Source organism: Solwaraspora sp. WMMB762 (assembly GCF_049179115.1).
In the GTDB taxonomy this organism is placed as follows: Bacteria; Actinomycetota; Actinomycetes; order Mycobacteriales; family Micromonosporaceae; genus Micromonospora_E.
Map to the genome: position 1 here is coordinate 6953721 of NZ_JBMHMD010000001.1, position 25379 is coordinate 6979099.

The window sequence follows — 25379 nt, forward strand, 5'->3', positions numbered from 1 at the left end:
GTAGTGGCGAGTCAGGGACAGCGCTTCCGGCGCCGGGCGCTTCGTCGGGGCTACAAGGTCGACGAAGTGGATGCCTTCCTCGACCGTGTCGAGGCCACACTCGCCGGCGAGCCGGTCGGGTCACCGGTTTCCGCGCAGGAAGTGCACGATGTCGTATTCAGAGTCCGGTTCAACGGCTACGACGAATGGCAGGTCGACCTGCACCTGGACCGGGTGGAACGACAGCTGACCGAGCTGGAGGAGCGTGGCCCAGCCGGTCGTGGCGCGGAGACCCGTGCCGGCCGGCCCGACCGGCTGACCCCGGCCGGGCGGGACGATCGTCCGATGCGTGACGACCGTCCGGTGCCGTCGGCCGCCGCCGCGCTGCCGCCGCGGCCGATGCCCGGTCAGCCTGGGCCGATGCCCGGTCAGCCCGGGCCGGCCCCCGATCCGTACGGCCACTATGCCGACCAGCCGACCGGAAGTTATGGCCGCTACGAGGACCCCCGGGGCAGCTACCCGCCAGGCGCTCCGGCAGGCGGCCCGCCGGTCCCGGCACCGGGCGGGCCGCACCGCGGCTTCGGCCCTGGCCCGGACGGTCGGTTCGACGGCTTCGAGCAGGGCCGGCACGGCAAGGCCGACATGACGGCCGAGATCTACTTCCCGGATCGGCGATCTGGCCCGTCCGGTCCGCCGCCGGGTGGACACCCCGGCCATCCCGGCATGGGTGGTTCCCCCGGCGGCCACCCCGGAATGGGCGGCCCTCCCGGCGGTGGCCACCAGGGCATGACGGGCGGCCACCCGGCGATGCCGGGTCAGCCCGGCGTCGCCGGCTACCCGGGTGGGCCGGGCAGCCCCGGCCACCTGCCGGGCGGACCGGCGGGACCGTCCGGTGGTGGCAGCCTGCAGCGGGTGGACCAGATCCGGCGGACCTTCCAGGTCCGCCGGTTCGGCAGCGGCTACGACCCGGCGCAGGTGGACCGGCTGTTCGAGGAACTCCTTACCGCGATGGCCGGCCGGGGACCGATGCCGGTGGACACGGCGGAACTCGACACGGTGCAGTTCGGGCTGGTCACCGGCGGCTACTTCGAGGCCGAGGTCGACGCCGCGCTGAAGGAGGTACAGGACATCCTGCAGCGCGGCCGGTGACCGCCGGCTGCGGCCGCCCTGGCCGGATCAGCGCCAGCGGTCAGGCGCCGGATCAGCGCCAGCGGTGCGGCCCGGGCCCGGGGTCAGGAACGCAAGCCGTTGCGTCGTAGCACGGCGTCGCCGACGACGATGGCCAGCAGTCCAACGGCCAGGCCGATCAGCCAGATGTCCTCGACGCGGCCCTCATGGTTGCCGATCAGCATGGAGAGCAACACCAACGCCGAAACGACAGCACCGATCCGCCCCAACTTGCGATGGCCCGGCTTGTGCTGGTCGGGTGAGGTCACCGGCTCGGTTCCGGCCACGGCTGGTCCTCCTTCTCGAACCGGCCCGTTCCGATGAACGGAGCCCGGTCGCTCGCATGGATCCCGCCCAGTCTGGCATGGTGCCGGCGGACGCGGCATCGCGACCCCGCCGTGGGATCCGTGCAGGCGCCGGTCATCCGGGCAGGCAGCGCCGGGAGCCACGCGTCATCCGGGCAGGCAGCGCCGGGAGCCAGCGGATCCGGACGTCGCCAGCCGGGGCGACTGCTGCCTCCGGTAGCGTTTCCGGCGTACACATCGCTTGTGACCGAGGGGGTCTGTACGGTGCGACTGACGGGAACCGGGCACGCCAGTATGCGGATCGACACGGCTGCGGGCAGCATCCTGTGCGACCCGTGGGTCAACCCGGCCTACTTCGCCTCATGGTTTCCCTTTCCGGACAACTCCCAGCTGGACTGGGAATCCCTCGGACAGGTCGACTATCTGTACGTCTCCCACCTGCACCGGGACCATTTCGACGCGGCGCACCTCAAGCGCTTCGTGTCTAAGAAGGCGACCGTGCTGCTGCCCGAGTACCCCACCTCGGAGCTGGAGGACGAGTTGCGTGAGCTCGGCTTCACCAGCTTCCTGCGGACGAAGACCAACGAGGTGGTCGAGCTGGACGGCGGCCTCAACGTCATGATCCAGGCGTTGACCAGCCCGACCGACGGCCCGATCGGTGACTCGTCGTTGTGGGTTGAACACGACGGTATCCGACTGCTCAACCAGAACGACGCCCGTCCCACCGATCTGTCGGTCTTCGCCGCGCTCGGCCACGTGCACGCCCACCTGCTGCAGTTCTCCGGCGCCATCTGGTACCCGATGGTCTACGAACTGCCCACCAACGCCAAGACCGCGTTCGGCAAGCAGAAACGGGAGCGCCAGTTCGATCGCACCTGGCGGTACATCGACGATCTGAAGGCGTCGTACGTCTTCCCGATCGCCGGGCCGCCCTGCTTCCTCGACGACGCGCTGTGGCAGTTCAACGACATCCACGGCGACGAGGGCAACATCTTCCCCGACCAGCAGGTCTTCCTGTCCGAGTACGCCAAGGTCGGCGGCAGCAACGGAGTGGTGCTGCTGCCCGGTTCGGTCGCCGAGGTCACCGCCGACGACTGCCGCACCACGCACCCGCAGCCGGTCGACGAGTTCTTCGCCAACAAGCAGGCCCACCTGGTCGAGATGCGGGAGCGCAAGCGCCCGGTCATCGAGGCCGAGAAGGCCTCCTGGCGGCACCCGGAGATCGACGTACTGGGCGAGATGAAACGTCGTATCGAGCCGTTGCTGGAGGAGTCGGTCTACCTGGCCAAAGGGGTCGGCGGCCCGGTCCGGTTCGACCTGGTCGACTACGACGGCGAGTCGGTCGAGTCGATCGTGGTGGACTTCCCCGGCAAGCAGGTGCGGCCGTACGCCGACGAGAAGGTCCGCTACCGGTTCCGCACCGACCGGGCCCTGGTGGAGCACCTGCTGCACACCGGCGAGGTCGACTGGGTCAACTCGCTCTTCCTGTCCTGCCGGTTCTCCGCCGCGCGGATCGGCCAGTACAACGAGTTCGTCTACGCCTTCTTCAAGTGCCTGTCCACAGAGCGGCTGCAGTACGCCGAGGGCTGGTACGCCGAGCAACGCCCGGACGCCGAGGACGTCAAGATCGGTGACTGGATCGTGCAGCGCCGCTGCCCGCACCTGAAGGCCGACCTGACCCGGTTCGGCATCATCGACGGCGACCAGCTCACCTGCCAGCTGCACGGCTGGCGGTTCGACCTGACCAGCGGGCGGTGCCTGACCAGCGTCGGGCACGAGATCCGGGCCCGCCGGGCGGGCACCCCGGCACCGGCGGAGTCCCAGACCCCGGCCGGCGAGCCGGCGGCGCAGGCCTAGCACCTGCCTGGCGCCGGGGGCCTGGGGACCGCCGCGTCTAACGTCCGCCGCGCCCCAGGTCGGTGAGGATCCGCCGGGCGGCGTTGTGCCCGGCGGCGCCGATCACACTGCCCGCCGGGTGACAGCCGGCGCTGCCCGCGTACAGGCCGGGCAGCCCGGTGGCGTACGGCATCCGGTCGGTGAACGACACGGTGTTGTCCATGTGGTGGATGTGCCCGCCGGTGATGCCGAAGTGCGCCTCGATGCCGGGTGGGGCGAGCGGCACCGCGTCGGCGACCAGCGCGCTGGTGCCCGGCGCGTACCGGTCGCAGACGGCCAGCAGTTGTTCGACGTACCCGGGCAGCTCGGTCGACCACGACGAACCCGCCGGCTGCCACGGCACCGACTGGACGAACAACGCCGACGAGTGATGCCCGGCGGCGTCACGCAGCGACGGGTCGACGGTGGTGTGCAGGTACCACTCGATGGTCGGCTCGGCCGGCAGCCGGCCGGCCAGCACATCGGCCCACATCGCCCGCAGCGCGGTCATCGGCGACTCGCCGCCGCCGGGCAGCAGCGACGCCGACCCGGGCAGCAGATGGATCGTGGCCCCGAACGGGCTGGGCGCGGCGTCCGGCAGGCAGCTGAACCGGGGCAGCCCGGTCAGCGCCAGGTTGACCTTCAACGTGCTGCCCGGCCGCCGGGTTGCGGCCACCCGGTCGGTCAACTCGGCCGGCAGCGCGCCGTCGGGGGCCAGCTCCAGCAGTCGGTACGGGTCGCAGGCGCCGAGCACCACCTCGGCGGCGACCGACCGGCCGTCGGCGACGACGACGCCGCTGGCGTTGCCGGCGTCCACGGTGATCCCGGTGACCGGTGTGTCGGTGACGATCCGCGCCCCGGCGGCCCGGGCGGCGTCGGCGAAGGTCCGCGACACGGTGCCCATCCCGCCGGCGGCGATCATCCAGGTGCCGTCCGAGCCGGGTAGCCGGCACATGTTGTGGGCCAGGAAGTTGTGGCCGGTGCCCGGGTCGTCCGGCCCGGCGGTCAGCCCGCTCAGCCCGTCGGTGACGGCGTACATGGCGACCAGCAGCTCGGAGCGGAACTCGAAGCGGGCCAGGTAGTCGGCGACCGAGCCGCGGACCAGGTCGACGAAGACCTGCCGCAGCGCCGGGCGGACGTAGTGTTGCGCGGTCTGCTCGACCGGCAGCGGCTCGGCCAGCCAGGCCGGCGCCAGGTCGTCGCGTAGCGCCGCCAGCTCAGCCTGCATGGCGTCGTCGGCGGCCACGTCGGCGGCGGAGAAAGTCGCCGCCATCTGCGCCCGGGTCGCGGCCCGGTCGGTGCCGAACAGCAGGTACGGCGACCCCGGCCCGCCTGGGGTGGGCAGGAAGTAGTGCGGGTCGCGGCGCAGCACCGGGATGGTCACGTCGAGGGTGGCCAGCAGTTCCGGCGGCATCAGCCCGAGCAGGTACGAGCCGGTCGAGTGGCGCAGCCCTGGCACCCGGGTGAACGGCTGCTCGGTGCGGGTGGCACCGCCGATCACCTCGGCCGCCTCCAGCACCAGCACGTCCAGCCCGGCCCGGGCCAGCAGGACCGCCGCGACCAGACCGTTGTGCCCGGACCCGATGATGACCACGTCGGCCCGGGCCGGCAGGGAATGTGACGTACCCATGTCCCGACCCTAGTCGCCGTGCGGCGTCCATGATGGGCCTGCGATAGTCGAAACGTGTTCGCGTGGTGGGGACGGACCGTGGTCCGGTTGCGATGGGTGGTGCTGGGCGCTGCCGCGTTGCTGGTCGTCGTCGGAGTGACCTGGGGGACCGGCCTGTTCGGGGCGGTCTCCGGTGGCGGTTTCGCCGACCCGGCGGCCGAGTCGACGCAGGCCCGGGAGCGGATCAACGCCGAGCTGGGCAACCAGGACGTCGACGTGCTGGTGCTGTACCGCAGTGACACGGCCACCGTCGACGACCCGGCGTTCCGCGAGCCGGTCACCGAGACCCTGGCATCGCTGGCCACCCGGCCGGAGGTGACCAGTGTCACCAGCTACTACGACACCGAGTCGCCGGCGCTGGTCGCCACCGACCGGCGGGCCACCTACGCCCTGGTACAGCTCGCCGGCGACGACGAGGACGCCAAGACCGCCGCCTACGACGAGATCCGGCCGCTGCTGGACGCGCCGGGGCTGACCACCCGGGCCGGCGGTGCCGTGCCGTTCCTCGACCAGGCCAACGAGCAGACCATCCGCGACATCACCCGGGCCGAGCTGATCGCCCTGCCGATCCTGCTGGTGCTGCTGGTGCTGATCTTCGGCGGGCTGGTCGCGGCGTCGATGCCGCTGCTGGTCGGCGTGCTCGCCATCCTCGGTGCGTTCGTTGCGGTCCGGGCGCTGACCCTGGTCACTGAGGTCTCGGTGTTCGCGATCAACGTGATCACCCTGATCGGGCTGGGCATGGCGATCGACTACGCGCTGTTCGTGGTCAGCCGGTTCCGGGAGGAGTTGGCCGCCGGGTATCCGACCCCGGAAGCGCTGGTGCGCACGGTCGCCACCGCCGGGCGTACCGTCGCGGTCTCCGGCCTGATCATCGGTACCTCGCTGATCAGCCTGCTGATCTTCCCGCAGCCGTTCCTGACCGGGATCGGCTTCGGCGGGATGGCCGCGGTGCTGGTCGCCATGCTCGCCTCGGTGACCGCGCTACCCGCCCTGTTGGCGGTGCTCGGCCCGCGGATCAACGCGCTCGCCGTACCGTTGCCGTGGCGACGCCGGTCGGTGCCGCCACCGCCGGGGGAGGCCGCCCGGGTCGGTGCCTGGGCGCGGATCGCCCGTAGCGTGATGCGGCGTCCGGTGCGGTACGCCACCGTCGTGGTGGTCGGGCTGCTGCTGCTGGCCACCCCGTTCCTGCGGGCCGAGTTCGGCGGCTTCGACGAGCGGGTGCTGCCGGCCGGTGCGCAGTCGCGGGTGGTGGCCGAGACGATCGCCGAGGAGTTCCCCGACGGTGCCAGCATCGGCCCGATCGAAGTTCTGGTCTCCGGTGCCGGCCCCGACCTGGCGCAAGCCTTCGCCGAGGACATCGCCGGGCTGCCGGGCGCAACCGGTGCCCAGATCGCGGCGGTACGCGACGCCTCGGCGCTGATTCGGGTCAGCTACGTCGGCGAGCCGACCGGCGACGAGGCCGAAGCACTGGTGCGGGCCATCCGGGACCTGCCGCCCCCGGCCGGGGCCGAGGTCCTCGTCGGTGGCCGCACCGCCGCCGACATCGACATGCTGGACAGCCTCGGCAGCTACCTGCCGTGGATGGCGCTGCTGATGGCCACCGCCACCATGGTGCTGCTGTTTCTGGCGTTCGGCTCGGTGGTGCTGCCGGTCAAGGCGGTGCTGATGAACCTGGTGTCGATCGGTGCCTCGTTCGGCGTGGTGGTCTGGGTGTTCCAGGACGGGCACTTCGCCGACTGGCTCGGCTTCACCCCGACCGGGTTCATCGATCCGACCAACCCGATCCTGATGCTGGCGGTGCTGTTCGGCCTGGCCACCGACTACGAGGTGTTCCTGCTGTCGCGGGTGCGGGAGGAGTGGGACCGCACCGGCGACAACACCGCGTCGGTCGCCGCCGGGCTGCAGCACACCGGGCGGATCATCACCGCCGCCGCGTTGCTGCTGATCGTGGTGGTGGCCGGCTTCGCCACCGGCGGCATCTCGTTCATCAAGCTGATCGGGGTCGGGATGATCGTGGCGATCGTCGTCGACGCGACCCTGGTGCGGGTACTGCTGGTGCCGGCGACGATGCGGCTGCTGGGTCGGTGGAACTGGTGGGCGCCGGGTCCGTTGGGCCGGCTGTACCGCCGGTTCGGCCTGCACGAGACCCCGGCGCAGCCGCAGTTGGCGTCGGTCGGCTCCGGTGCCGGTGCCGACGGCGCCACCGGCTGAACGCCAGCGTGGTGGAGTAGCCGGCCAGCACGATCACGTGCAGCAGGTAGAGCCAGAGCAGCACCGCGACCGCCGCGCCGACCTGGTCGAGCCCGCCGAACGGCACCCCGAGGTCCAGCGGCAGCGAGCAGAACAGGATGAACCCGTGCAGGAAACCGGACAGGTTGGCGGCGGTGAACGAGCCGACCGCGACGGTGGCCAGCCAGTCCGGTTTGCCCGGCCCGACCACCCGGAAGACCCAGACCAGCACCGGGCTCAGCCCCAGCCAGACGGCCAGGAACGACACCACCACCCCGAGCGCGCCGGCCCAGCCGCCCCGGGCGAACAGCCCGGCGGCCGACGGTAGGGCCAGCAGCACCAGCAGCATCAGCGCCGGTGCCGCGCCGAGCAGCGGCAGCAGCAGTACCCGTCCCCGCCAGCCGACCATCGACTCGGCCGGCTCCGGTGGTGGCGCCACCGACACGAACGCCCGGCGCAGCCCTTCGCCGTACAGCGAGGCGGGTAGCAGCGCGGCCAGCGCCAGCATCGGGGTGAGATGCAGGCCGGCGTCGATCAGGGCGGCGGCGGCCCGATCGGCGCCGATCTGTCCGGGCAGGGTGTCGATCGCCGGGTCGGTGAGCCGGCGGATCCGGCCCGCACCGGCGAACAGCCCGGTCAGCCAGATCGCCAGCAGCACCACCGGGACGACCGCGATCGCGCCGAAGAAGGTGATCGAGGCGGCGTGCAACGACAGGTCCCGCCCGCGCAGCGGCCGGAACGCTGCCCGGACCAGCCGGCGCCCTCGGGAGACCATGTCCCCTAGCTTTCCCCACCGGGGCGGTCGCCACTCCCGTACGGGCGGTGGGCCGACCGGGTGGCCGGTTCGGCCCGGCGACGGTCGGCTAGCCGACATGGCCCGGTGCGCCGCCGTGGCGGGGCGGCGCGGCTAGTCTGGTCGGTGCATCATGTCCCGCGGAAAGGGGTGAGCACGTTGGCACAGCCGGCATTCGTGCCCGATCCGGAGCCGCCGCGTGAGCCGTCGTTCGACGTACTCGGCGATTTCGACGAGCCGTGGACCGCGCAGCTCGCCCTTGACCTGTTGCCGGAGACCAATGGTCCCAAGGTCGAGGTTCTCAGCGGGAGCGTGATCGTGACACCACATGCCGGGTACGACCATCAGACGATCGAGCTGGATCTGGCGTATCTGTTGAAGCAGGCAGCGCGCCGGGCGAAGCTCTGGCTGTACCACGAGGTCAACGTCGTCTCGGGCGACGACCTGTACATCCCCGACATCGTGGTGCTCCGCTCACCTGGTGGAGGTCACGTCTCGATGCCCATCTCGGAGGCCGTGCTGCTCGGCGAGATCGTTTCCAAGGGCAACCGGCGCAAGGACGTGATCGACCGGCCCCGGCAGTACGCCGCAGCCGGCGTGCCCTTCTTTCTCCGGGCGGACTTCCGCAACCGGGTGCCGGCGCTGGCGTTGCACGAGCTGAGCGACGGGGAGTACCGGCCGGTGGCGGCGGCCGCAGCCGGGACCACGTTCGTGATGAAGGAGCCGTTCGAGTTCACCATCGATCCGGCCGATCTGCTCGACGAGGCCGACGACGGCGCACGGTGACGCGATGTCCCGGTGACTCGGCGGCGCGCCCGGCGGCCGGGCGGCTGCGCCGCTGCGGGACAATAGGTCGGTGACTTCCTCCCCACGGGATATCGTCCTGCTCGGCTCCACCGGCTCGATCGGCACCCAGGCGGTCGACATCGTCACCCGCAACCCTGACCGGTTCCGGATCGTCGGGCTCGGCGCCGGCGGCGGCAACGTCGAGCTGCTCGCCGTACAGGCACTGCAGTTGCAGGTCGAAGTGGTGGCGGTGGCCCGGGCCTCGGCGGCGCAGGACCTGCAGCTCGCCTTCTACGCCGAGGCGTCCCGGCGCGGCTACCCGACCGGTGGGTTCCGGATCCCGAAGATTCTGGCCGGCCCGTCGGCGATGGCCGAACTCGCCGAGTGGCCGTGCGACGTGGTGCTCAACGGGGTGGACGGCTCCCGAGGGCTGGCCCCGACGTTGGCGGCGTTGCGGGCCGGCCGGACCCTGGCGCTGGCCAACAAGGAGTCGCTGATCGCCGGCGGCCCGATCGTGCGGGCCGCGATGCAGCGCCCGGACCAGATCGTGCCGGTGGACTCCGAACATTCGGCGCTCGCCCAGTGCCTGCGTTCGGGCACCGCCGACGAGGTGCGCAAACTGGTGGTGACGGCGAGCGGCGGCCCGTTCCGGGGGCGGCCGCGTGCCGAGCTGACCGACGTCACTCCGGAGCAGGCGATGGCCCATCCCACCTGGAACATGGGCCCGGTCATCACGATCAACTCGGCGACGCTGGTGAACAAGGGCCTGGAAATCATCGAGGCGCACGAACTGTTCGGCGTCCCGTACCCGCGAATCGAGGTGGTGGTCCACCCGCAGTCGGTGATCCACTCGATGGTGGAGTTCGTGGACGGTTCGACGATCGCCCAGGCCAGTCCGCCGGACATGCGGCTGCCGATCGCGCTGGCCCTGGGCTGGCCGGCCCGGGTGCCGGCGGCGGCCGCCCCGGTCGACTGGACCCGGGCGCACAGCTGGGAGTTCGCCCCGCTCGACGAGACGGCGTTCCCGGCGGTGGCGCTGGCCAAGCAGGCCGGCGCGGACGGCCGCTGCCGGCCGGCGGTATACAACGCGGCGAACGAGGAGTGCGTGGCGGCGTTCGTCGCCGGCAGGCTACCGTTCCTCGGCATCGTCGACACGGTGGAGCGGGTGCTGCAGTCGGCACCGGACTTCGGCGAACCGGGTACGGTCGACGATGTGCTCACTGCGGAATCCTGGGCGCGAACCCGGGCGCAGGAGCTGATCGGTGCATCGGCGGAGGGAGCTTGATGGCGTACCTGCTCGGGGTGGTTCTCTTCGCCCTCGCGATTCTCATCTCGGTCAGCCTGCACGAGGCCGGTCACATGGTGACCGCGAAGAAGTTCGGGATGAAGGTGACCCGGTACTTCGTCGGTTTCGGCCCCACCATCTGGTCGTTCCGCCGCGGCGAGACCGAGTACGGTCTCAAGGCCATCCCGCTGGGTGGCTTCTGCAAGATCGTCGGCATGACCCCGCAGGACGACGACGTGGCACCCGCCGACGAGTCCCGGGTGATGTGGCGCTTCCCGGTGTGGAAGCGGACGGTGGTGATGTCCGCCGGGTCGGTGACCCACTTCGGGCTGGCGATCGTCGCGCTCTGGCTGGCTGCGGTCTTCATGGGCCTGCCGAATCCGGACTTCCCCGCCACCGAGGAGCAGGCCCGCCAGGAGCCGGCGGTGGTCGCGGTCACCGACTGCGTGGTCGTCGAGTACGTGGCCCGCGCCTGCGAGGCCGGCGACCCGGCCAGCCCGGCCGCGCAGGCGGGCCTGCGCGACGGCGACCGGATCCTCGCGGTGAGCGGCACCCCGGTCGACACCTGGGGTGACATGCTGGAGGCGATCCGGGGTGCCGATCCGGGGCCGGCGACCGTCCGGTACGAGCGGGACGGGACGACCGGCACGGTCGAGGCGGAGCTCGCCGCGGTGCAGCGCCCCGAGCTGGGCACCGACGAAGGCCCGCTGAGCACGGTCGCCGCGCTCGGCGTCGGGCTGCGGATCGAGAAGCCGGGCATGGTGACGTACGGGCCGATCGAGGCATTCGGCGCGACCGGCGACTACCTGCGCCAGATGGCGGTCGGCACCGTCGAGGCGATGATGCGGATCCCGGAGAAGATCCCGGCGCTGTGGGCGTCGATCACTGGCGCGGAGCGCGACATCGACACCCCGATCAGCGTGGTCGGTGCCAGCCGGCTCGGCGGGGAGGCGGTGGCCAATGACGCCTGGGAGCTGTTCGTGCTGCTGTTCATCTCGCTGAATTTCTTCGTCGGGGTGTTCAATCTGCTGCCGCTGCTGCCGCTGGACGGCGGGCACATCGCGATCGCCTGGTTCGAGAAGGCCAGGTCCTGGCTGTACGCGGTGCTCGGCCGGCCCGATCCGGGCCGGGTCGACTATTTCAAACTGATGCCACTCACGTACGCGGTTCTGCTGATCGGTGGCGCGTTCACGCTGCTGACCATCACCGCGGACGTGGTCAACCCGATCACGCTGTTCTCGAGGTGAGTTGAAGTGACCGCAGTCAGTCTGGGCATGCCCGTGGTGCCGCCGCCGCCGTTGGCGCCGCGCCGGGCCAGCCGGCAGATCATGGTCGGTCCGGTGCCGGTGGGTGGCGGTGCGCCGGTCTCCGTACAGTCGATGACCACCACGGTGACCTCGGACATCAACGCCACCCTGCAGCAGATCGCCGAGCTGACCGCGTCCGGCTGCCAGATCGTGCGGGTCGCCGTGCCGTCGCAGGACGACGCGGACGCGCTGCCGACGATCGCCCGCAAGTCGCAGATCCCGGTGATCGCCGACATCCACTTCCAGCCGAAGTACGTCTTCGCGGCGATCGACGCCGGCTGTGCGGCGGTGCGGGTCAACCCGGGCAACATCCGGCAGTTCGACGACAAGGTGGCCGAGATCGCCAAGGCGGCGTCGGCGGCCGGGACGCCGATCCGGATCGGCGTCAACGCCGGTTCGCTGGACAAGCGGTTGCTGGCCAAGCACGGTAAGGCGACCGCCGAGGCGCTGGTCGAGTCGGCGCTGTGGGAGTGCTCGCTGTTCGAGGAGCACGACTTCCGGGACATCAAGATCTCGGTAAAGCACAACGACCCGGTGGTGATGATCCGGGCGTACCGGCTGCTGGCCGAGCAGTGCGACTACCCGCTGCACCTCGGGGTGACCGAGGCCGGCCCGGCGTTCCAGGGCACGGTGAAGTCGGCGGTGGCGTTCGGCGCCCTGCTGGCCGAGGGGATCGGCGACACCATCCGGGTGTCACTGTCCGCGCCGCCGGTGGAGGAAATCAAGGTCGGTACGGCGATCCTGGAGTCGCTCGGGTTGCGTGAGCGTGGTCTGGAGATCGTCTCCTGCCCGTCCTGTGGCCGGGCGCAGGTGGACGTGTACACCCTGGCCGACCAGGTGACCGCCGCGCTGGACGGGTTCCCGGCGCCGCTGCGGGTGGCGGTGATGGGTTGCGTGGTGAACGGGCCGGGTGAGGCTCGGGAGGCCGACCTCGGGGTGGCGTCCGGCAACGGCAAGGGCCAGATCTTCGTCAAGGGCGAAGTGATCAAGACGGTGCCGGAGTCGCAGATCGTGGAGACCCTGGTGGAGGAGGCGCTGCGGATCGCCGACGAGATGGGTGCCGAGTTGCCGGCGGAGATGCGTGAGCTTCTTCCCGGGCCGACGGTGACGGTGCACTGAGGCGTGACGCGCGCCGGCCCGGGGCCGGTGGTTCGTTTCGATCCCGCTGGCGGACGTTGGTCCGCCAGCGGGATCTTTTCGTGCTGGTCAGAGGGCGTCCGCAGGTGGTGGCGGGGCGGCCGTGGCGGTTCACCGTCGGCCGTCCACATCGGCGTACGCCGATTGACAAAGTTTAGGCTCCCGACTTAGTCTGCGGCCACTTCGCTGGTGCTGGCTGTGCGTTGCGACCGCCGGTGCCCGTCCCTCCGTGCCTGACCCGCAGGCACACCCCACGGCGAGGAGCGACATGACTCAACAGACAACGACGGCTCGCGGCAGACGGTGGCGTGCCGGCCTGATCGCCGGCGGTGTGACCGCCGCACTGGTCGGCGGTAGCGTCGCCGTCGCGGCCAGCGCGCACGCGGCCGCCGGCTGCCGGGTGGTCTACTCGGCGCCCGCCCAGTGGCCCGGCGGCTTCACCGCCAGCGTGAACGTCACCAACCTGGGCGACCCGCTCAACGGCTGGCAGCTGACCTGGGCCTTCCCGTCCGGACAGCAGGTCACCCAGGCCTGGAACGCCACCGTCACCAGCTCGGGCAGCCAGGTAACCGCGACCAACGTCAGCTACAACGCCAACCTCGGCACCAACGCGACCGTCTCGTTCGGCTTCAACGGCTCCTGGTCGGGTAGCAACACCGCGCCGACCTCGTTCGCGCTCAACGGCGTCACCTGCACCGGCAGCGTCGGACCCAGCACGCCGCCACCGACCGACCCACCGTCGCCGACGGTGCCGCCGACCACCGCGCCGCCGTCCCCGACGCCGACCGCCACCCCGCGTCCGCCGGGCGACCCGCAGGACGTCGTCGACGCGATGCAGCCGGGCTGGAACCTGGGCAACACTCTCGACGCGACCGGCGACAACGTCGGCGGCAGCGGCGAGACCTCATGGGGCAACCCGCTGGTCACCCAGGACCTGATCCGCACCATCAAGTCGCAGGGCTTCAACAGCATCCGGATCCCGACGACCTGGACGCACCACCACGGCGGCGCGCCAAACTACACGATCGACCCCACCCGGCTCGCCCGGGTGAAGCAGATCGTCGACTGGGCCCTCGCCGAGGACCTGTACGTGATGATCAACCTGCACCACGACTCGTGGCAGTGGATCAACACGATGCCGAGTAACCGCACCGGCGTCCTGGACCGCTACTCGGCGCTGTGGACCCAGCTGGCGAACACCTTCCGCGACTCGTCGCCGAAGCTGCACTTCGAGAGCGTCAACGAGCCGCAGTTCAGCAACAGCTCCGGCGATGCCCAGAACGCCCAGCTGCTCGACGAGTTGAACCGCAGGTTCCACCAGATCGTCCGCAACTCCGGCGGCAACAACGCCACCCGGCTGCTCATCCTGCCGACCCTGCACACCTCATCCGACCAGGCCCGGCTCGACGAGCTCGCCAGCACCTTCACCGCGCTGAACGACCCCAACCTGATCGCCACGGTGCACTACTACGGCTACTGGCCGTTCAGCGTCAACGTCGCCGGTGGCTACCGCTTCGACGCCACCGCCCAGCAGGACGTGATCGACTCGCTCAACCGGGTGCAGAACACCTTCGTCTCCCGGGGCATCCCGGTCGTCATCGGCGAGTTCGGCCTGCTCGGCTTCGACCGGCACACCGGCACCATCCAGCAGGGCGAGAAACTGAAGTTCTTCGAGTTCTTCGGCTACCACACCCGGACCCGCGGCATCGCTACCCAGCTGTGGGACAACGGCCAGCACCTCGGCCGGACCAGCTTCCAGTGGAGCGACCCGGAGCTGATCGCCCAGATCAAGTCGGCCTGGACCACCCGCTCCGGCACCGCCGCCAGCGACATGATCTTCGTGCCGCGGACCGGCGGCGTCACCGCGAAGACCCTCGCGTTGAACCTCAACGGGCTGACCTTCCAAGGGCTGCGGCAGGGCAGCACCGACCTGGTCCGGGGGACCGACTACACGGTCAGCGGCAACCAGTTGACGCTGCCCGCGTCGACCGTCACCCGCCTGGTCGGCAATCGGGCGTACGGGGTGAACGCCACGCTGCACGCCCGCTTCTCGTCCGGCGTGCCGTGGCGGATCAACATCATCTCGTCGGATCCGCCGGTACTGGCCAACGCGAGCGGCACCACCTCGTCGTTCAACATCCCGACGACCTTCCGCGGTGACCAGTTGGCCACCATGGAGGCGCGGTACGCGGACGGTTCCAACGCCGGCCCGCACAACTGGACGTCATACAAGGAGTTCGACGTCACCTTCCGGCCGAACTACGCCGCGAACACCATCACCCTGACGTCGGAGTTCTTCGCCGAGGTCAACGACGGCGCCCCGGTGACGCTCACCTTCCATTTCTGGAGCGGCACGACGATCACCTACACCGTCGTACGTAACGGTTCGTCGGTGACCGGCACCACCTCGTAGCATCTTCCCAGCACCCGGTGGGTGCCGCCGACACACCCGGCGGCACCCACCGGCCCGGTACCTACCCGGCCCTGAGGGCCGACTGGTCAGCAGCAGTCCGGCCCGCAGCAGTCCGGCTCGCAGTCGCAGCGCGTGGTCAGCTCCAGCATCGTGATCACCTCCCGTCCCCATCCGGTGGGCACCATCGCCCCGGTTCCGGCGGCGGGCAGGCCGCCGTCGGCAGCTTCTCGGCCATCTCCGCCATCTCCGCCCGTAGCGCGGTCAGCCGGGCCAGCTCCACGTCGACCTCGGCGATTCGGCGGCGCAGTAGCTGCTCCGCCGGCTCACACGGGCAAACGCCGGTGTCCCGGACGGCGAGCAGATCGGCGATCTCCCGCAACCGGAGCCCGAGCCGCTGACAGCCCCGGATGAACCGGAGCCGGTCGACCGCCGCGGTGCCGTACACCCGGTAACCGGTGGGGGTCCGCTCCGGCGGGTGCAGCAGCCCGGCCCGTTCGTAGTAGCGGACGGTGTCCGGTGACACACCGACAGCGGCGGCGAGCGCGGCGACCCGCAGGCCGCTCCGCTCGGCAGCGGCCCCGGATCCACCGGTCCCGGACGCGTCGCCCGCCCCGGCGGCGCAGCTGGTGCGGTCGAGAATCTCGACTCTGGTGCCCGTGGTCATGATGGCGACGGTAGACCTTGGAGCGCGCTCCAAGGTCAAGCCGAAAGTTGCTGGCCGTGCCGGAGCGGCCCGTCGATGATGGCCGACATGACGATCGACATGTTTACCGACCCGGACGCCGATCCGCGTGCCATTCCGCCCCGGCTCGGCGACGAGCGGGCCACCCTCGCCGGGTTTCTCGACTGGCACCGCCGGACCCTGGAGCTCAAGTGCGGCGGACTCGACCCGCAGCAGTTGGCCCGCCGGTCGGTGCAGCCGTCGGCGCTGTCGCTGCTCGGGCTGGTGCGACACCTCGCCGACGTGGAACGGTACTGGTTCCGACAGGTGATGGCCGGCGAGGACGCCCCGCCACGCTTCTACTCCCAGACCGCGCCCAACGACGACTTCGACGGTTCCGTCGCCGACCCGGCGGCCGTCACCCGGGCGTGGGCGGCATGGCGGGAGGAGGTCGAGTACGCCGAACGCTTCGTCGCCGACGCCGCCGGACTGGACGTCACCGGCTCCGACCGGCGCGGCCCGATCTCGCTGCGCTGGGTGCTGACACACATGATCGAGGAGTACGCCCGGCACAACGGCCACGCCGACCTGTTGCGGGAATGCATCGACGGGGCGGTCGGCCAGTAGAACTTCCCCGTCCACCGTTGACCGCCCCGCCGGCCGCCCCGCCGAACGTCAGCGGGTCGGCTGAGGCGGCCGGGTCCGCAGATCACCGACCCGCAGGAGCTCGGCTGCCGCGGAGATCAGCCCGAACACGGTCAGCGCCGGCAGCGTCCAGACGGCGGGCAGCGCGGCGGTCGGGAACGCCAGCACGATGACCACGACGGCGCTGACGATCCGGTACCAGCTGAGCGCGCGCCAGGTCCGCCACCAGTACACCTGGTTGGCGAGCAGGTAGAACCCCACCCCCCAGTAGAAGGCGTAGTGGCCGAACCGGATGCCGGTCTCATCGTGCGGCACGGCGGCCTGATGCAGGCCGTACGCGATCAGGATGACGCAGGCGACCATCGGCAGGTGCAGGTAGGTGAACCCGTCCCGGGCGAGTTTGGCCCGGTCGACGCCGGTCTGCGCCTCCAGGGCGAGCCGGGCCGAGTCGATCGTGGTGAAGTACGGCCACCAGAGGGCCCCGACGGCGACCGCCGCTGTGACGACGATGACCATGACTGTGGTGGAGACCGGCTGGTCCGCGACGGCCAGGCCGACCGAGATGATCGCCTCGCCGAACGCGATCAGCAGGATCAGCGCGTACCGGTCCACCCAGTGCCGGGTGGAGCGGGGCCGCCAGGAGTTCACCCCGGTCGGGTAGCTGCCGGCCAGTTGGATGGTGAGCGCGGCGACCCAGAGCAGCGTGACGGCCGGGCTCCCGGCGAGCCGGTCGGGCGTCGCCAACTCCACCACGGCGAACCCGGCGAGCAGCAGCAGCGCGGTGGTGGACGGGACGGCGTTCTGCCGAGCGAGTGCTCGGAGCACCGGTTCGGTGCGCGACGCCTGCAGGATCAGTACCGTCTGGATGAGCTGGGCGGTGAGGTAGCCGGCGACGACGATCAGGGAGCCGGGCAGGCTGCCCGGGGCCGGCTCGAACGCCTGCGGGATGGCGACGCCGATCACCAGGACCGAGGCGGCGATGCCGACCGTGGTGAACCGGACCAGGACCGTCTCGCTGCGGACCGCGTTGCTGAGCCAGGAGTAGGAGGTCCAGGCCCACCACAGCAGCGCCAGCAGGGTCAGACCCCGGACGATGCCCAGGACCGAGGCGTCACGGGTCATCAGCGTGGTTACCTGGATGAACGCGAAGACGAAGACCAGGTCGAGGAAGAGCTCCCGGGGGGTGACCCCGTGCAGCCGGGACGTCTCGGATTCGGTCAGCCGGTGCAGCTGTTTGTGCCGGTGATGGAACACGGTCCGGTCGGCGATCAGCATCGCCACGACGCCGACGGCCAGCAGCGCCAACGCGCCCAACGCCGGGACCCGGGTGGCCACCGGGAGCAGACCCAGCAGCAGGGCGATGCCGAGGATCGGGCTGCGACCCAGCAGGCGTCCGGACAGCCATTCCAAGGCGACCAGTGCCAGCAGGTAGAGCAGCACCCCGCCGTACATGATGACCACCTCGGCGGTGGTCCAGGGGTGTTCGGAGCCGCCGGGCATGGTGGCGACCACGTGTTTCAGCCCGAGGGCGAAGAAGATCAGCCCACCGATCATCGGCAGGTGCAGCCCGCTGTACACGTCCCGGGCCATCCGGGTCTGGTCGACGCCGGAGCGTCGGGAAAGGGCGTGTTCGGCGAGGATCTTGGCGAGGTCGAAGTAGGTCCACCACAGGGCGGATACGACGACCAGGCCGAGCGTGGCGGCGGCGAGCAACTGCCAGGTGACCGGGATGTCGGCACCGACCCCACCGCCGGTGCCGATCGAAATGATCGTTTCGCCCAACGCGATCAGGACGATCAGCGCGTGCCGTTCGGACAGGTGCCACGGCGAGACGATCTGCCAGCTGCCCCGGCCGACCGCGGTCAGCACCACGAAGTCGATGGCCAGGGCCAGGGCGAACAGCACCAGCCGTACCAGGTCGGCGTCGAACCGGGCCGGCAGGTGCGGCGGCAGCAGCGCGGCGGTCAGCAGCGCCGACGCGGACGCGGCGAGCGTCAACCAGGCGATCGCGGCCGGCCGGCGGCCGGCCGGCCCTTCCGACCACCGCGACCGGGTGAGGACCGCGAGCACGCTGACCCGGATCGCCAGGTAGCCGACCACCACGATGACCGGTCCCGGCAGCCTGCCCGGCGTGTCGACGAACGTCTCGGGCACGGACACGCCGATCACCAGCAGGACGGTGGCGATGCCGGCCATCATCAGCGGCATACCGCCCCGGTCCAGGTGGACGACGTTGCCGAGCCAGACGCACGGGGTCCAGCAGTGCCACAGCAGCAGGATCACCAAGACCCCGCGGAGCATGCCGACCGCAGTCAGATCGGCCGCCATCAAGGTGGTGATCTTCAGGAACGCGAACACGAAGAACAGGTCGACGAACAGCTCCATCCAGCTGACATCGCCGGTGACCAGCGGATTCCGGCGCACCAGGCGGAGGCCGCCGGCGGTCGGATGCGGGTGCGGGCTGTCGTCGTGCACACCCCAACTCTGGCAACCATCGCCCCGCACCGGAGCGGATCGCCGGAACCTCACGGCGTACCCGGCCGTGTCGCCGAAATCAGCTCGATCGACCTGCCGCAACCGCGGGACGTCACCTCACCGGAGTTCAACCAGATGAAGCGGCACCTGCTCGACGTGGTGCATCGGGAGGTCGCGGCCGGCGCCGCCGAAACCTGACGTCCGCACCGGAACTGACGGCCAGATCGGCCGGAGGGCCGGCCACCCGCCCTCCGGTCGGGTCTGGCCGCAGGGCGGGCCCCGACGTCGTTGTCGGGGCCCGCCCTGCGGGGCTGTCCGGGATCGGAAAGACAGTCCGGATCAGGCCGAGTCGCCGGTGGAGCCGGCCGGCACGGCGCGGCGGGCCGCCGGGTAACGGATGCTCTCCACCATCTCGGAGATCTCCTCCGGAGGCGGTGCCGTCATCTTCGACACGACGATCGTGACGATGAAGTTGACGATCGCACCGATGGTGCCGATGGCCTCCGGGCTGATGTCGAAGATGTGCGGGTTCGCCGAAGTGCCGAACACCTCCAACGTGTAGATCATGTACGCGGCGGTGAACGCCATGCCGGACACCATGCCTGCGGCGGCGCCGGTGGCGTTACATCGTTTCCAGAAGATGCCGAGCACGATGATCGGGAAGAAGCTCGCTGCGGCGAGACCGAACGCGAACGCCACCACCTGGGCCACGAACGCCGGCGGGTTGATGCCGGCGTACACCGAGATCAGTACCGCCAGGCCCATGGCGATCCGGCCGGCGAGCAGCCGCTGCTTGTCCGTCGAGTCCCGCTTGACCCGGCGGAAGTACAGGTCGTGCGAGAACGACGAGGAGATGACCAGCAGCAGACCGGCGGCGGTCGACATCGCGGCCGCCATGCCGCCGGCGGCCACCAGGCCGACGATCGGTGCCGGCAGGCCGGCGATCTCCGGACTGGCCAGCACCAGGATGTCGTTGTTGACGATCAGATCGGCCCCGGACGTCGCACTGTTGCTGACCGTCTGGATCGTCTGCGCGTTCTCGTTGACTGTGACCAGCCCGGTCGCCGCCCAGTTCTCGATCCATCGGGGCAGCGAGTCCGCCGCGACCCCGTTGACGTCCTGCAGCAGGTTCAGCTTGGTGAACGCGCCCACCGCCGGAGCGGTGGTGTAGAGCAGCGCGATGAAGAACAGCGCCCAGAACGCCGAGTAGCGGGCGCCCCGGACCGTCTTCGTCGTGTAGAACCGGATGATGACGTGCGGCAGACCGGCGGTACCGATCATCAGTGACATCGTCACCAGGAACACGTCGATCTGCGGTCGGGCGGAGAACGCCTCGGTGAACTGACTCAGCCCCATCTGGGTGCTGAGTGCGTTGAGTTCGCCGAGGATCTGCCCGAAGGTGACCTGCGGGATCGGCAGCCCGGTCATCTGCTGCGCCACCGCGATCGCCGGGATCAGGTAGGCGATGATGAGCACGGTGTACTGCGACACCTGAGTCCAGGTGATGCCCTTCATGCCACCGAGCACCGCGTACGCGAAGATGATCAGCGCCGCGACGATGACACCGCCGGTGATGTCCAGCCCGAGGAACCGGCTGAACACGATGCCGCCGCCGCGCATCTGTCCGACCACGTACGTGAAGGAGATGATGATCGCGGCCACGGCGGCGATCGTCCGTACCGTCTCCGAGTAGCGGTCGCCGACGAACTCCGGGACCGTGAACTTGCCCCACTTACGCAGGTACGGGGCGATGAGCAGAGCCAGCAGTACGTAGCCGCCGGTCCAGCCCATCAGGTAGATGGAACCGTCCGAACCGAGGAACGCGATCAGACCGGCCATCGAGATGAACGACGCGGCCGACATCCAGTCGGCGGCGACGGCCGCACCGTTGGCGACGGTGGGGATTCCCTGACCGGCCACGTAGAAGCCGGTTGTTTCCTTCACCCGGCTGCGCCAGGCGATGCCGAGGTAGAGGGCGAAGGTGAGGATGATGAAGCCGAGCGTCCAGCCCTGGATCTGGGTCACTTCTCTCCCCCTTCCGCCGGTCGCTCACTGACACCGAACTGGTCGTCCATCCGGTCCATCATCTTCGCGTAGACCAGAATCAGGATCACAAAGGTGTAGATAGATCCCTGCTGGGCGAACCAGAACCCCAGTGGGAATCCGAGAATCTCGATGTTGTTCAACGGCTGGATCAGCAGGATTCCGAAGACGAACGAGACGACGAACCAGATGGCGAGCAGGATCACCATGAGGCGCAGGTTCTTGCGCCAGTACTCCTGGCGCCAACCGTTGTCCGGCGGTGACGTCGTCGGTGGCGGTTCTCCGCCACCGACGTTCTTATCGGGGGTTACGTCAGTCACTGTGGGGCCTCCTAGTCGTTATGGGAACGGCAGGTGACGGGCCGTGGCGCGGCGACCGGCAGGCCACCGTGCCGCGACTGTGCCGCTGTCCGATCCGCACCTCCGCTGGTCAGTCGGGACCGCCCGACGGCTTGTGCGGTCGGTCACACCCTTAATCTGGGAAGAGAACGTGACCCGGCCCGGACAGGCAATAGTTGATCTGCCTTACGCCGGGTTGGGGCGGTGAACGGTCTACCCGGGCCTGTGAGCGGTCGGCGGTGGTGGACAAGTGGAGGGGCGTCGCCCGGTTCGTACGTTTTGTGGTGACTATCTGGCCGTCCAGCGGCCCCGCTCGACCACTCACCGATTGCCGGCTGGGTCACGCCAGGGATCCCGGCCTAGCATCCGGACATGGCTGACACCGCATCCACCGCCGCCCCTGCCCGTCGGCGCATCCTGCACGCCGGCAGCCTCGGCATGATCGTCGGCGGCCTGCTCGCGCTGGTCGGCTCGTTGCTCCCCTGGGTGATCACCCCGTTCGGGTCGCTCTCCGGCACCGCTGGTCCCGGGCTGTGGACGCTGTCCGCAGGCTTCATCGCCGTCGCCGGCGCGCTGCTGCCGTACCGCAAGGTAGCCATCGCGCACGCCCTGCTACCCGGGCTGGCGGTCGCCGTCATCATCGGCTGGCAGGCTGCCCGACTGGTCTACCTCAGCTCGACCACCGGCAGCTGGGGGCAGCTGATGCCCGGGATCGGGATGGTCATGGTGGCTGGTGCCGCAGTCGTACTGCTGCGTACCGCGATCCGGCTGATCTCGATCCGCTGACGACCCGGTCGGCCGGCCGCCGGCTGGCCGCCGAGCAGCGACGGAAGACCGGCGGCGGACGACCGAACGTACGGTGTTGATCTCTGCGGGAGCTGGGAGACTGAGCCGGTGACCTACCAGAACCCCTACCAGTCGGGGCCGCAGCAGCCGATGCCCACGTCGGGGCAGCCGTACCAGGGGCAGCCGTACCAACCGGGCGGCTACGCCCCCGTCCCGGGCCAGGGCCCGGCGGTGCCGAAATCGGCCGGCGCGGCGGTCGCCCTGGAACTGGTGCCCGGCCTGTTCGGGATCTTCGGGATCGGCAACATCTACGCCGGCAAGATGGCGACCGGCATCGTGCTGATGGTCTCGTTCTGGGTGTTCTTCTGGATCAACGTCCTGCTCACGTTCATCGTGATCGGCTGGATCACCCTGCCGATGACCTGGGTGGCCTATCTGGTGGCCGGCCCGGTCCTGGCGCTGCGGGCGACCGAGAGGTACAACTCGCGGCTGCTGTCCGGCCACCGCTGACCGGCGGCGGGCAACCGCCGCCGGTCAGCGCCCGGTCGACCCCGTCGGTGGGTCTGCCGGTCGACCTGACGATCAGTGGTCCGGCAGCGTCTCCGCTGCCGGCCGCAGCGGGCAGCCACGCACCGTGTACGCCACCAGCCCGGCCACCGCCAGTACCGTCGCGCAGACTGTGGCGGCGGTGGTCCCGGCCGGCTGGATCAGCCACGCGCCCACCTGCATCCGCAGCTGCTCACTCGGCCCCATCCACGGCATGATCGCGATCAGGGTCCAGGTCAGCGGCGCGATCCAGGACAGCGCCGCGCCGAACAGCGTGGCGCCGAGCGCGGTCAACCCGAGCAGACCGGCGGTGTTGCGTATCACCACGTCGAGCGGCTCGAACCGGGCCTCGGTCACCGTGGTGACCAGCAGCAGCGCGACGACCGCGACGGCGGTCAGCAGCAGGTGAACAGCGCGGCGGACCGGCCAGCGGGCCGAGGCGGAGTGGTCCAAGGAGTCGTCGGCGCCGCTGAGCGTGGTGCCGAGCGCGACCGCCGCGATCAACACGACGACACTGATCATCCGGGTGTTGACGGTCTGCCCGTCGGAGAAGTGCGGCCAGGCGACCCAGGTCAGCGCGACGGCGCCGATCGCGATGACCGCAGCGAGGGGCAACCGGCGCGACCGCAGGAAGAGACTGACGAACCTCACCGGTCGCCCGCCATCAGGAGCGCTTCGAACCGGTCGTAGTCACAGTCGAGGGCCGCCGCGCGGGCCTGCCCGACGAGTTGGCGCTGCTCATCCGTCGGCAGCGCGGTCAGCGCCTGGTGCGCCGCCTCGATCTTCTGCTGGTCCTGGGGCCGCCACCAGTCCTGCGGTTGCGGAGGCCCGCCGGTCAGCCAGGCCGTCGCCACCGCCTCCGGCTGGAAGGGCGCATAGTCGGCAGCGAAAGCCACCTGGCCGGTTGCGCTGCCGCCGTTCTGGCACTCCTGCGACCACACCGACGCCAGCAGCTCCGTCCGGAAGTACCCGTCGCCGAGATCGGGCTTCCCGCTCGAGGTGAACCCGGGCCAGTCGAAGACCAGGGTGTCCGCGTCGTGCCGTACCGCTGGCTGGTCCGGTGCCGCGTACGCGTCCAGTCGCGCGGTCTCCTCCGCGCGTACCGGCGGGTTGGGCAGCTTGGCCGCCGCGAGCGCGAGCACCTCGCGGACCGGCCCGACGATGTCGGGCAGCAGCGCCGCGTGCACCTTACGGACACACACCGGTGGGCCGTTGTCGTCGCAGACCAGCTCGGCGGCGGTGGGGTCGACTACAGCCGCCCCGTAGTAGCCGCCGGTGGGCAGCAGCGGCACCGCCACTGCGGCACCGATCACTGCGGGCAGCACCGCAACGGCGAGTACGCTGCGGCGTGCGGCGCCGATCAGCAGCAGGGCGGTGCCGGCCAGCGCCGCCAACCACACAGCCTGCAGCGCGCTGACCGAGGTCGGGAGGGTCTGCAGGTCGTCGAAGCCGCCGGGGAAAGCGGGAGTGAGCAGCAACGCGGAGGGATCCGGCCGGGCCTTGACGAAGTTGGCGTCGTAGCCCGACATCGAGACGAAGTCCGGCAGCAGCGCCACCACGGCGAACCCGACGACGGCGAGCACCGGCGCGGTGACGATCCGGGGCACGGCCCGACCCGCGGCCATGCCGAGCCAACTGGCGGCGACCATGCCCAGCGCGCCGACCGCGGTGATGCCGAGCACGGTGGGGGAGAGGTAGGCGGCGGTCGGGGCCACCCAGATCGCCCCGACCGCGGTCGCCAACAGGTACACCACGACCATGATCGCGGCGTACCCGACGGTGAGCGGAAGGGTCCGCTGCCAGCGCGGCCGCACCGTGGTGGCGAACAGCTCACCGACGCGACTGCGCCGGTCCCGGCGACCGAGCCAGGCGCCGCCGGCCAACGCCAGCGGGATCAGCAACAGCAGCGATCCCCGGCTGTAGAGGGCCAGCTGGGTCCACCGTCCCGCGAAGAACTCGGTCGACGTCAGCGTGAACACCGCGCCGACCACCAGGAGCAGCATGGCGATGCCGGGTACCGCCGACCGGCGTACCTCCGTCTTCATGATTCGCCCGGTCACGCCGGCACCTTCCCTCGGTACGCGCGCAGCAGCGCCGAGTAGCCGCGTTCGGTGGCGCTGTCCCCGGCGTCGCCGGCGCTGCCCTGCGCGGCCAGTTCGCCGCTGGTGCCCTGCCAGACCAGCTGGCCCTCGTTGACCAGCACCACGTCGGTGCAGGCCGCGGCGACGTCCTCGACCAGGTGGGTGGAGACCAGCACGCAGCTGTCCGAGCCGATCTCGCGCAGCAGCTCCCGGAAGTCCAGGCGCTGTTCCGGGTCGAGCCCGACGGTCGGCTCGTCGAGCAGCAGCACCTCCGGGTCGTTGACGATCGCCTGGGCGATCCCGGCCCGGCGCAGCATCCCGCCGGAGAGCGTCTTCAACTTGGAGTCGGCCCGGCTGGTCAGCCCGACCCGGTCGACGGCCCGCTGCACGGCACCGGGAACGGCGGCCTTCGGCATCTCCTTCAGCCAGGCCATGTACTCGACGAACTCCCGTACCGTGAAGCGCGGGTAGAAGCCGAAATGCTGCGGCAGGTAGCCCAGCCGCTGCCGAACCCGACGCAGGTCCGCCCGACCGGTTACCTCCTCGCCGAGCAGGGTCAGCCGGCCGCCGGCCGGCTTCAGCACCGTCGCGAGGGCCCGCATCAGGGTCGTCTTCCCGGCGCCGTTCGGGCCGAGCAGGCCGTGCACGCCGGTGCCCAACGCCAGGTCCAGCCCGTTGACGGCAAGGTGCCGGCCGGCCCGGACGACCAGACGTTCGGCGTGCACCGCCCACGCGTACGTGGGGGGTGCGGTCTCTGCCGCGCTGACCGCACGCATCATCAATCTCTCCTTCGGTGGAACTCATGGCGCCTGGCGGACCACCGCCAGGTGGGGAAGATGTGAGCCGACCGGCCGACCGT

Annotated in this window: 21 protein-coding genes and 1 pseudogene; 12 read left to right on the plus strand and 10 right to left on the minus strand. The window is 70.6% G+C overall.

The genetic code is table 11. The features are described 5' to 3' along the window. Positions 1–3: 3 nt before the first annotated feature. Complete coding sequence (locus ACN27J_RS31315) at positions 4–1128, plus strand: DivIVA domain-containing protein (RefSeq protein WP_421371752.1); 1125 nt, start codon at positions 4–6, stop codon at positions 1126–1128. A gap of 83 nt (positions 1129–1211) precedes the next feature. On the opposite strand, the gene ACN27J_RS31320 is transcribed toward ACN27J_RS31315, so the two are convergent. Continuing rightward, the gene (locus ACN27J_RS31320) at positions 1212–1433 is read right to left on the minus strand and encodes a DUF2631 domain-containing protein (RefSeq protein ID WP_416594474.1); all 222 of its coding nucleotides are present in this window, start codon (positions 1431–1433) and stop codon (positions 1212–1214) included. Positions 1434–1715: 282 nt separating this feature from the next. On the opposite strand from ACN27J_RS31320, the gene ACN27J_RS31325 reads away from it, so the two are divergent. Beyond that, the gene (locus tag ACN27J_RS31325) at positions 1716–3308 is read left to right on the plus strand and encodes a Rieske 2Fe-2S domain-containing protein (RefSeq protein ID WP_421371753.1); all 1593 of its coding nucleotides are present in this window, start codon (positions 1716–1718) and stop codon (positions 3306–3308) included. Positions 3309–3345: 37 nt separating this feature from the next. Here ACN27J_RS31325 and ACN27J_RS31330 read toward each other — a convergent pair whose 3' ends face one another. Continuing rightward, positions 3346–4956, minus strand: a complete 1611-nt coding sequence (locus ACN27J_RS31330; RefSeq protein ID WP_421371754.1) for a phytoene desaturase family protein — start codon at positions 4954–4956, stop codon at positions 3346–3348. A gap of 54 nt (positions 4957–5010) precedes the next feature. Here ACN27J_RS31330 and ACN27J_RS31335 point away from each other — a divergent pair, with 54 nt between their 5' ends. After that, positions 5011–7206, plus strand: coding sequence for an MMPL family transporter (locus tag ACN27J_RS31335; protein ID WP_421371755.1), 2196 nt, complete (start codon positions 5011–5013; stop codon positions 7204–7206). On the opposite strand, the pseudogene ACN27J_RS31340 reads toward ACN27J_RS31335, so the two are convergent. Then, a pseudogene (locus ACN27J_RS31340) lies at positions 7193–7999 on the minus strand (YhjD/YihY/BrkB family envelope integrity protein); the annotation flags it as partial. The gene ACN27J_RS31335 and the pseudogene ACN27J_RS31340 sit on opposite strands and share 14 nt — an antisense overlap. A gap of 177 nt (positions 8000–8176) precedes the next feature. Here ACN27J_RS31340 and ACN27J_RS31345 point away from each other — a divergent pair. The 5 genes from ACN27J_RS31345 to ACN27J_RS31365 all read left to right on the plus strand — a co-directional run bounded on the left by ACN27J_RS31345 (position 8177) and on the right by ACN27J_RS31365 (position 14945). Continuing rightward, the gene (locus ACN27J_RS31345; RefSeq protein WP_421371756.1) at positions 8177–8803 is read left to right on the plus strand and encodes a Uma2 family endonuclease; all 627 of its coding nucleotides are present in this window, start codon (positions 8177–8179) and stop codon (positions 8801–8803) included. Between the two features lie 91 nt (positions 8804–8894). Beyond that, positions 8895–10088, plus strand: a complete 1194-nt coding sequence (gene dxr / locus ACN27J_RS31350) for a 1-deoxy-D-xylulose-5-phosphate reductoisomerase (RefSeq protein ID WP_421372644.1) — start codon at positions 8895–8897, stop codon at positions 10086–10088. Further along, entirely contained in the window at positions 10088–11335 is a 1248-nt protein-coding gene (locus ACN27J_RS31355; protein WP_278167803.1) for a M50 family metallopeptidase, read from the plus strand. The genes dxr and ACN27J_RS31355 overlap by 1 nt, the downstream gene beginning before the upstream one ends. Positions 11336–11341: 6 nt before the next feature. Further along, entirely contained in the window at positions 11342–12514 is a 1173-nt protein-coding gene (ispG, locus tag ACN27J_RS31360) for a flavodoxin-dependent (E)-4-hydroxy-3-methylbut-2-enyl-diphosphate synthase (protein ID WP_278167805.1), read from the plus strand. A 286-nt stretch (positions 12515–12800) separates the two neighbouring features. Further along, positions 12801–14945 (plus strand): cellulase family glycosylhydrolase, encoded by a 2145-nt coding sequence (locus ACN27J_RS31365; RefSeq protein ID WP_421371757.1) that lies wholly within the window; start codon positions 12801–12803, stop codon positions 14943–14945. 154 nt (positions 14946–15099) lie between these two features. Here the strand turns inward: ACN27J_RS31365 and ACN27J_RS31370 are convergent, their stop codons facing one another. Further along, the gene (locus ACN27J_RS31370; protein ID WP_421371758.1) at positions 15100–15609 is read right to left on the minus strand and encodes a MerR family transcriptional regulator; all 510 of its coding nucleotides are present in this window, start codon (positions 15607–15609) and stop codon (positions 15100–15102) included. An 87-nt stretch (positions 15610–15696) separates the two neighbouring features. Here ACN27J_RS31370 and ACN27J_RS31375 point away from each other — a divergent pair, with 87 nt between their 5' ends. Continuing rightward, entirely contained in the window at positions 15697–16233 is a 537-nt protein-coding gene (locus tag ACN27J_RS31375; protein WP_421371759.1) for a DinB family protein, read from the plus strand. Positions 16234–16281: 48 nt separating this feature from the next. Here ACN27J_RS31375 and ACN27J_RS31380 read toward each other — a convergent pair whose 3' ends face one another. Further along, entirely contained in the window at positions 16282–18726 is a 2445-nt protein-coding gene (locus ACN27J_RS31380; RefSeq protein ID WP_421371760.1) for a low temperature requirement protein A, read from the minus strand. Between ACN27J_RS31380 and ACN27J_RS31385 the strand changes: the two genes are divergently transcribed. Continuing rightward, positions 18721–18924 (plus strand): hypothetical protein, encoded by a 204-nt coding sequence (locus tag ACN27J_RS31385; protein WP_421371761.1) that lies wholly within the window; start codon positions 18721–18723, stop codon positions 18922–18924. The two genes, ACN27J_RS31380 and ACN27J_RS31385, sit on opposite strands and share 6 nt — an antisense overlap. Before the next feature lie 141 nt (positions 18925–19065). Here ACN27J_RS31385 and ACN27J_RS31390 read toward each other — a convergent pair whose 3' ends face one another. Both ACN27J_RS31390 and ACN27J_RS31395 read right to left on the minus strand, forming a co-directional pair. After that, positions 19066–20751, minus strand: coding sequence for a sodium:solute symporter family protein (locus ACN27J_RS31390; RefSeq protein ID WP_421371762.1), 1686 nt, complete (start codon positions 20749–20751; stop codon positions 19066–19068). Further along, positions 20748–21089, minus strand: a complete 342-nt coding sequence (locus tag ACN27J_RS31395) for a DUF4212 domain-containing protein (RefSeq protein WP_421371764.1) — start codon at positions 21087–21089, stop codon at positions 20748–20750. Before ACN27J_RS31395 ends, ACN27J_RS31390 begins: the two co-directional genes overlap by 4 nt. Positions 21090–21479: 390 nt before the next feature. On the opposite strand from ACN27J_RS31395, the gene ACN27J_RS31400 reads away from it, so the two are divergent. Then, positions 21480–21893 carry a hypothetical protein gene (locus ACN27J_RS31400; protein WP_421371765.1) on the plus strand — a complete coding sequence of 138 codons (414 nt, stop codon included), beginning with the start codon at positions 21480–21482 and terminating at the stop codon, positions 21891–21893. A gap of 108 nt (positions 21894–22001) precedes the next feature. Continuing rightward, positions 22002–22403 (plus strand): hypothetical protein, encoded by a 402-nt coding sequence (locus ACN27J_RS31405; protein ID WP_421371766.1) that lies wholly within the window; start codon positions 22002–22004, stop codon positions 22401–22403. 72 nt (positions 22404–22475) lie between these two features. Here the strand turns inward: ACN27J_RS31405 and ACN27J_RS31410 are convergent, their stop codons facing one another. From ACN27J_RS31410 to ACN27J_RS31420, 3 genes are read right to left on the minus strand one after another with little or no spacing between them, the layout of a single operon-like run. Then, a complete protein-coding gene (locus ACN27J_RS31410) occupies positions 22476–23090 on the minus strand; it encodes a hypothetical protein (protein WP_421371767.1) in 615 nt (204 codons plus the stop codon). Continuing rightward, positions 23087–24499, minus strand: coding sequence for a hypothetical protein (locus ACN27J_RS31415; protein WP_421371768.1), 1413 nt, complete (start codon positions 24497–24499; stop codon positions 23087–23089). The genes ACN27J_RS31410 and ACN27J_RS31415 overlap by 4 nt, the downstream gene beginning before the upstream one ends. Next, positions 24496–25299, minus strand: a complete 804-nt coding sequence (locus ACN27J_RS31420; RefSeq protein ID WP_421371769.1) for an ABC transporter ATP-binding protein — start codon at positions 25297–25299, stop codon at positions 24496–24498. The genes ACN27J_RS31415 and ACN27J_RS31420 overlap by 4 nt, the downstream gene beginning before the upstream one ends. Positions 25300–25379 lie beyond the last annotated feature (80 nt).

Excerpts from the sequence above, each read along its gene's own strand:
- ACN27J_RS31330 (WP_421371754.1), bottom strand. The coding sequence starts at position 4,956 with ATGGGTACGTCACATTCCCTGCCGGCCCGGGCCGACGTGGTCATCATC.
- ACN27J_RS31355 (WP_278167803.1), top strand. The coding sequence starts at position 10,088 with ATGGCGTACCTGCTCGGGGTGGTTCTCTTCGCCCTCGCGATTCTCATC.
- ACN27J_RS31365 (WP_421371757.1), top strand. The coding sequence starts at position 12,801 with ATGACTCAACAGACAACGACGGCTCGCGGCAGACGGTGGCGTGCCGGC.
- ACN27J_RS31370 (WP_421371758.1), bottom strand. The coding sequence starts at position 15,609 with ATGACCACGGGCACCAGAGTCGAGATTCTCGACCGCACCAGCTGCGCC.
- ACN27J_RS31375 (WP_421371759.1), top strand. The coding sequence starts at position 15,697 with ATGACGATCGACATGTTTACCGACCCGGACGCCGATCCGCGTGCCATT.
- ACN27J_RS31400 (WP_421371765.1), top strand. The coding sequence starts at position 21,480 with ATGGCTGACACCGCATCCACCGCCGCCCCTGCCCGTCGGCGCATCCTG.
- ACN27J_RS31420 (WP_421371769.1), bottom strand. The coding sequence starts at position 25,299 with ATGATGCGTGCGGTCAGCGCGGCAGAGACCGCACCCCCCACGTACGCG.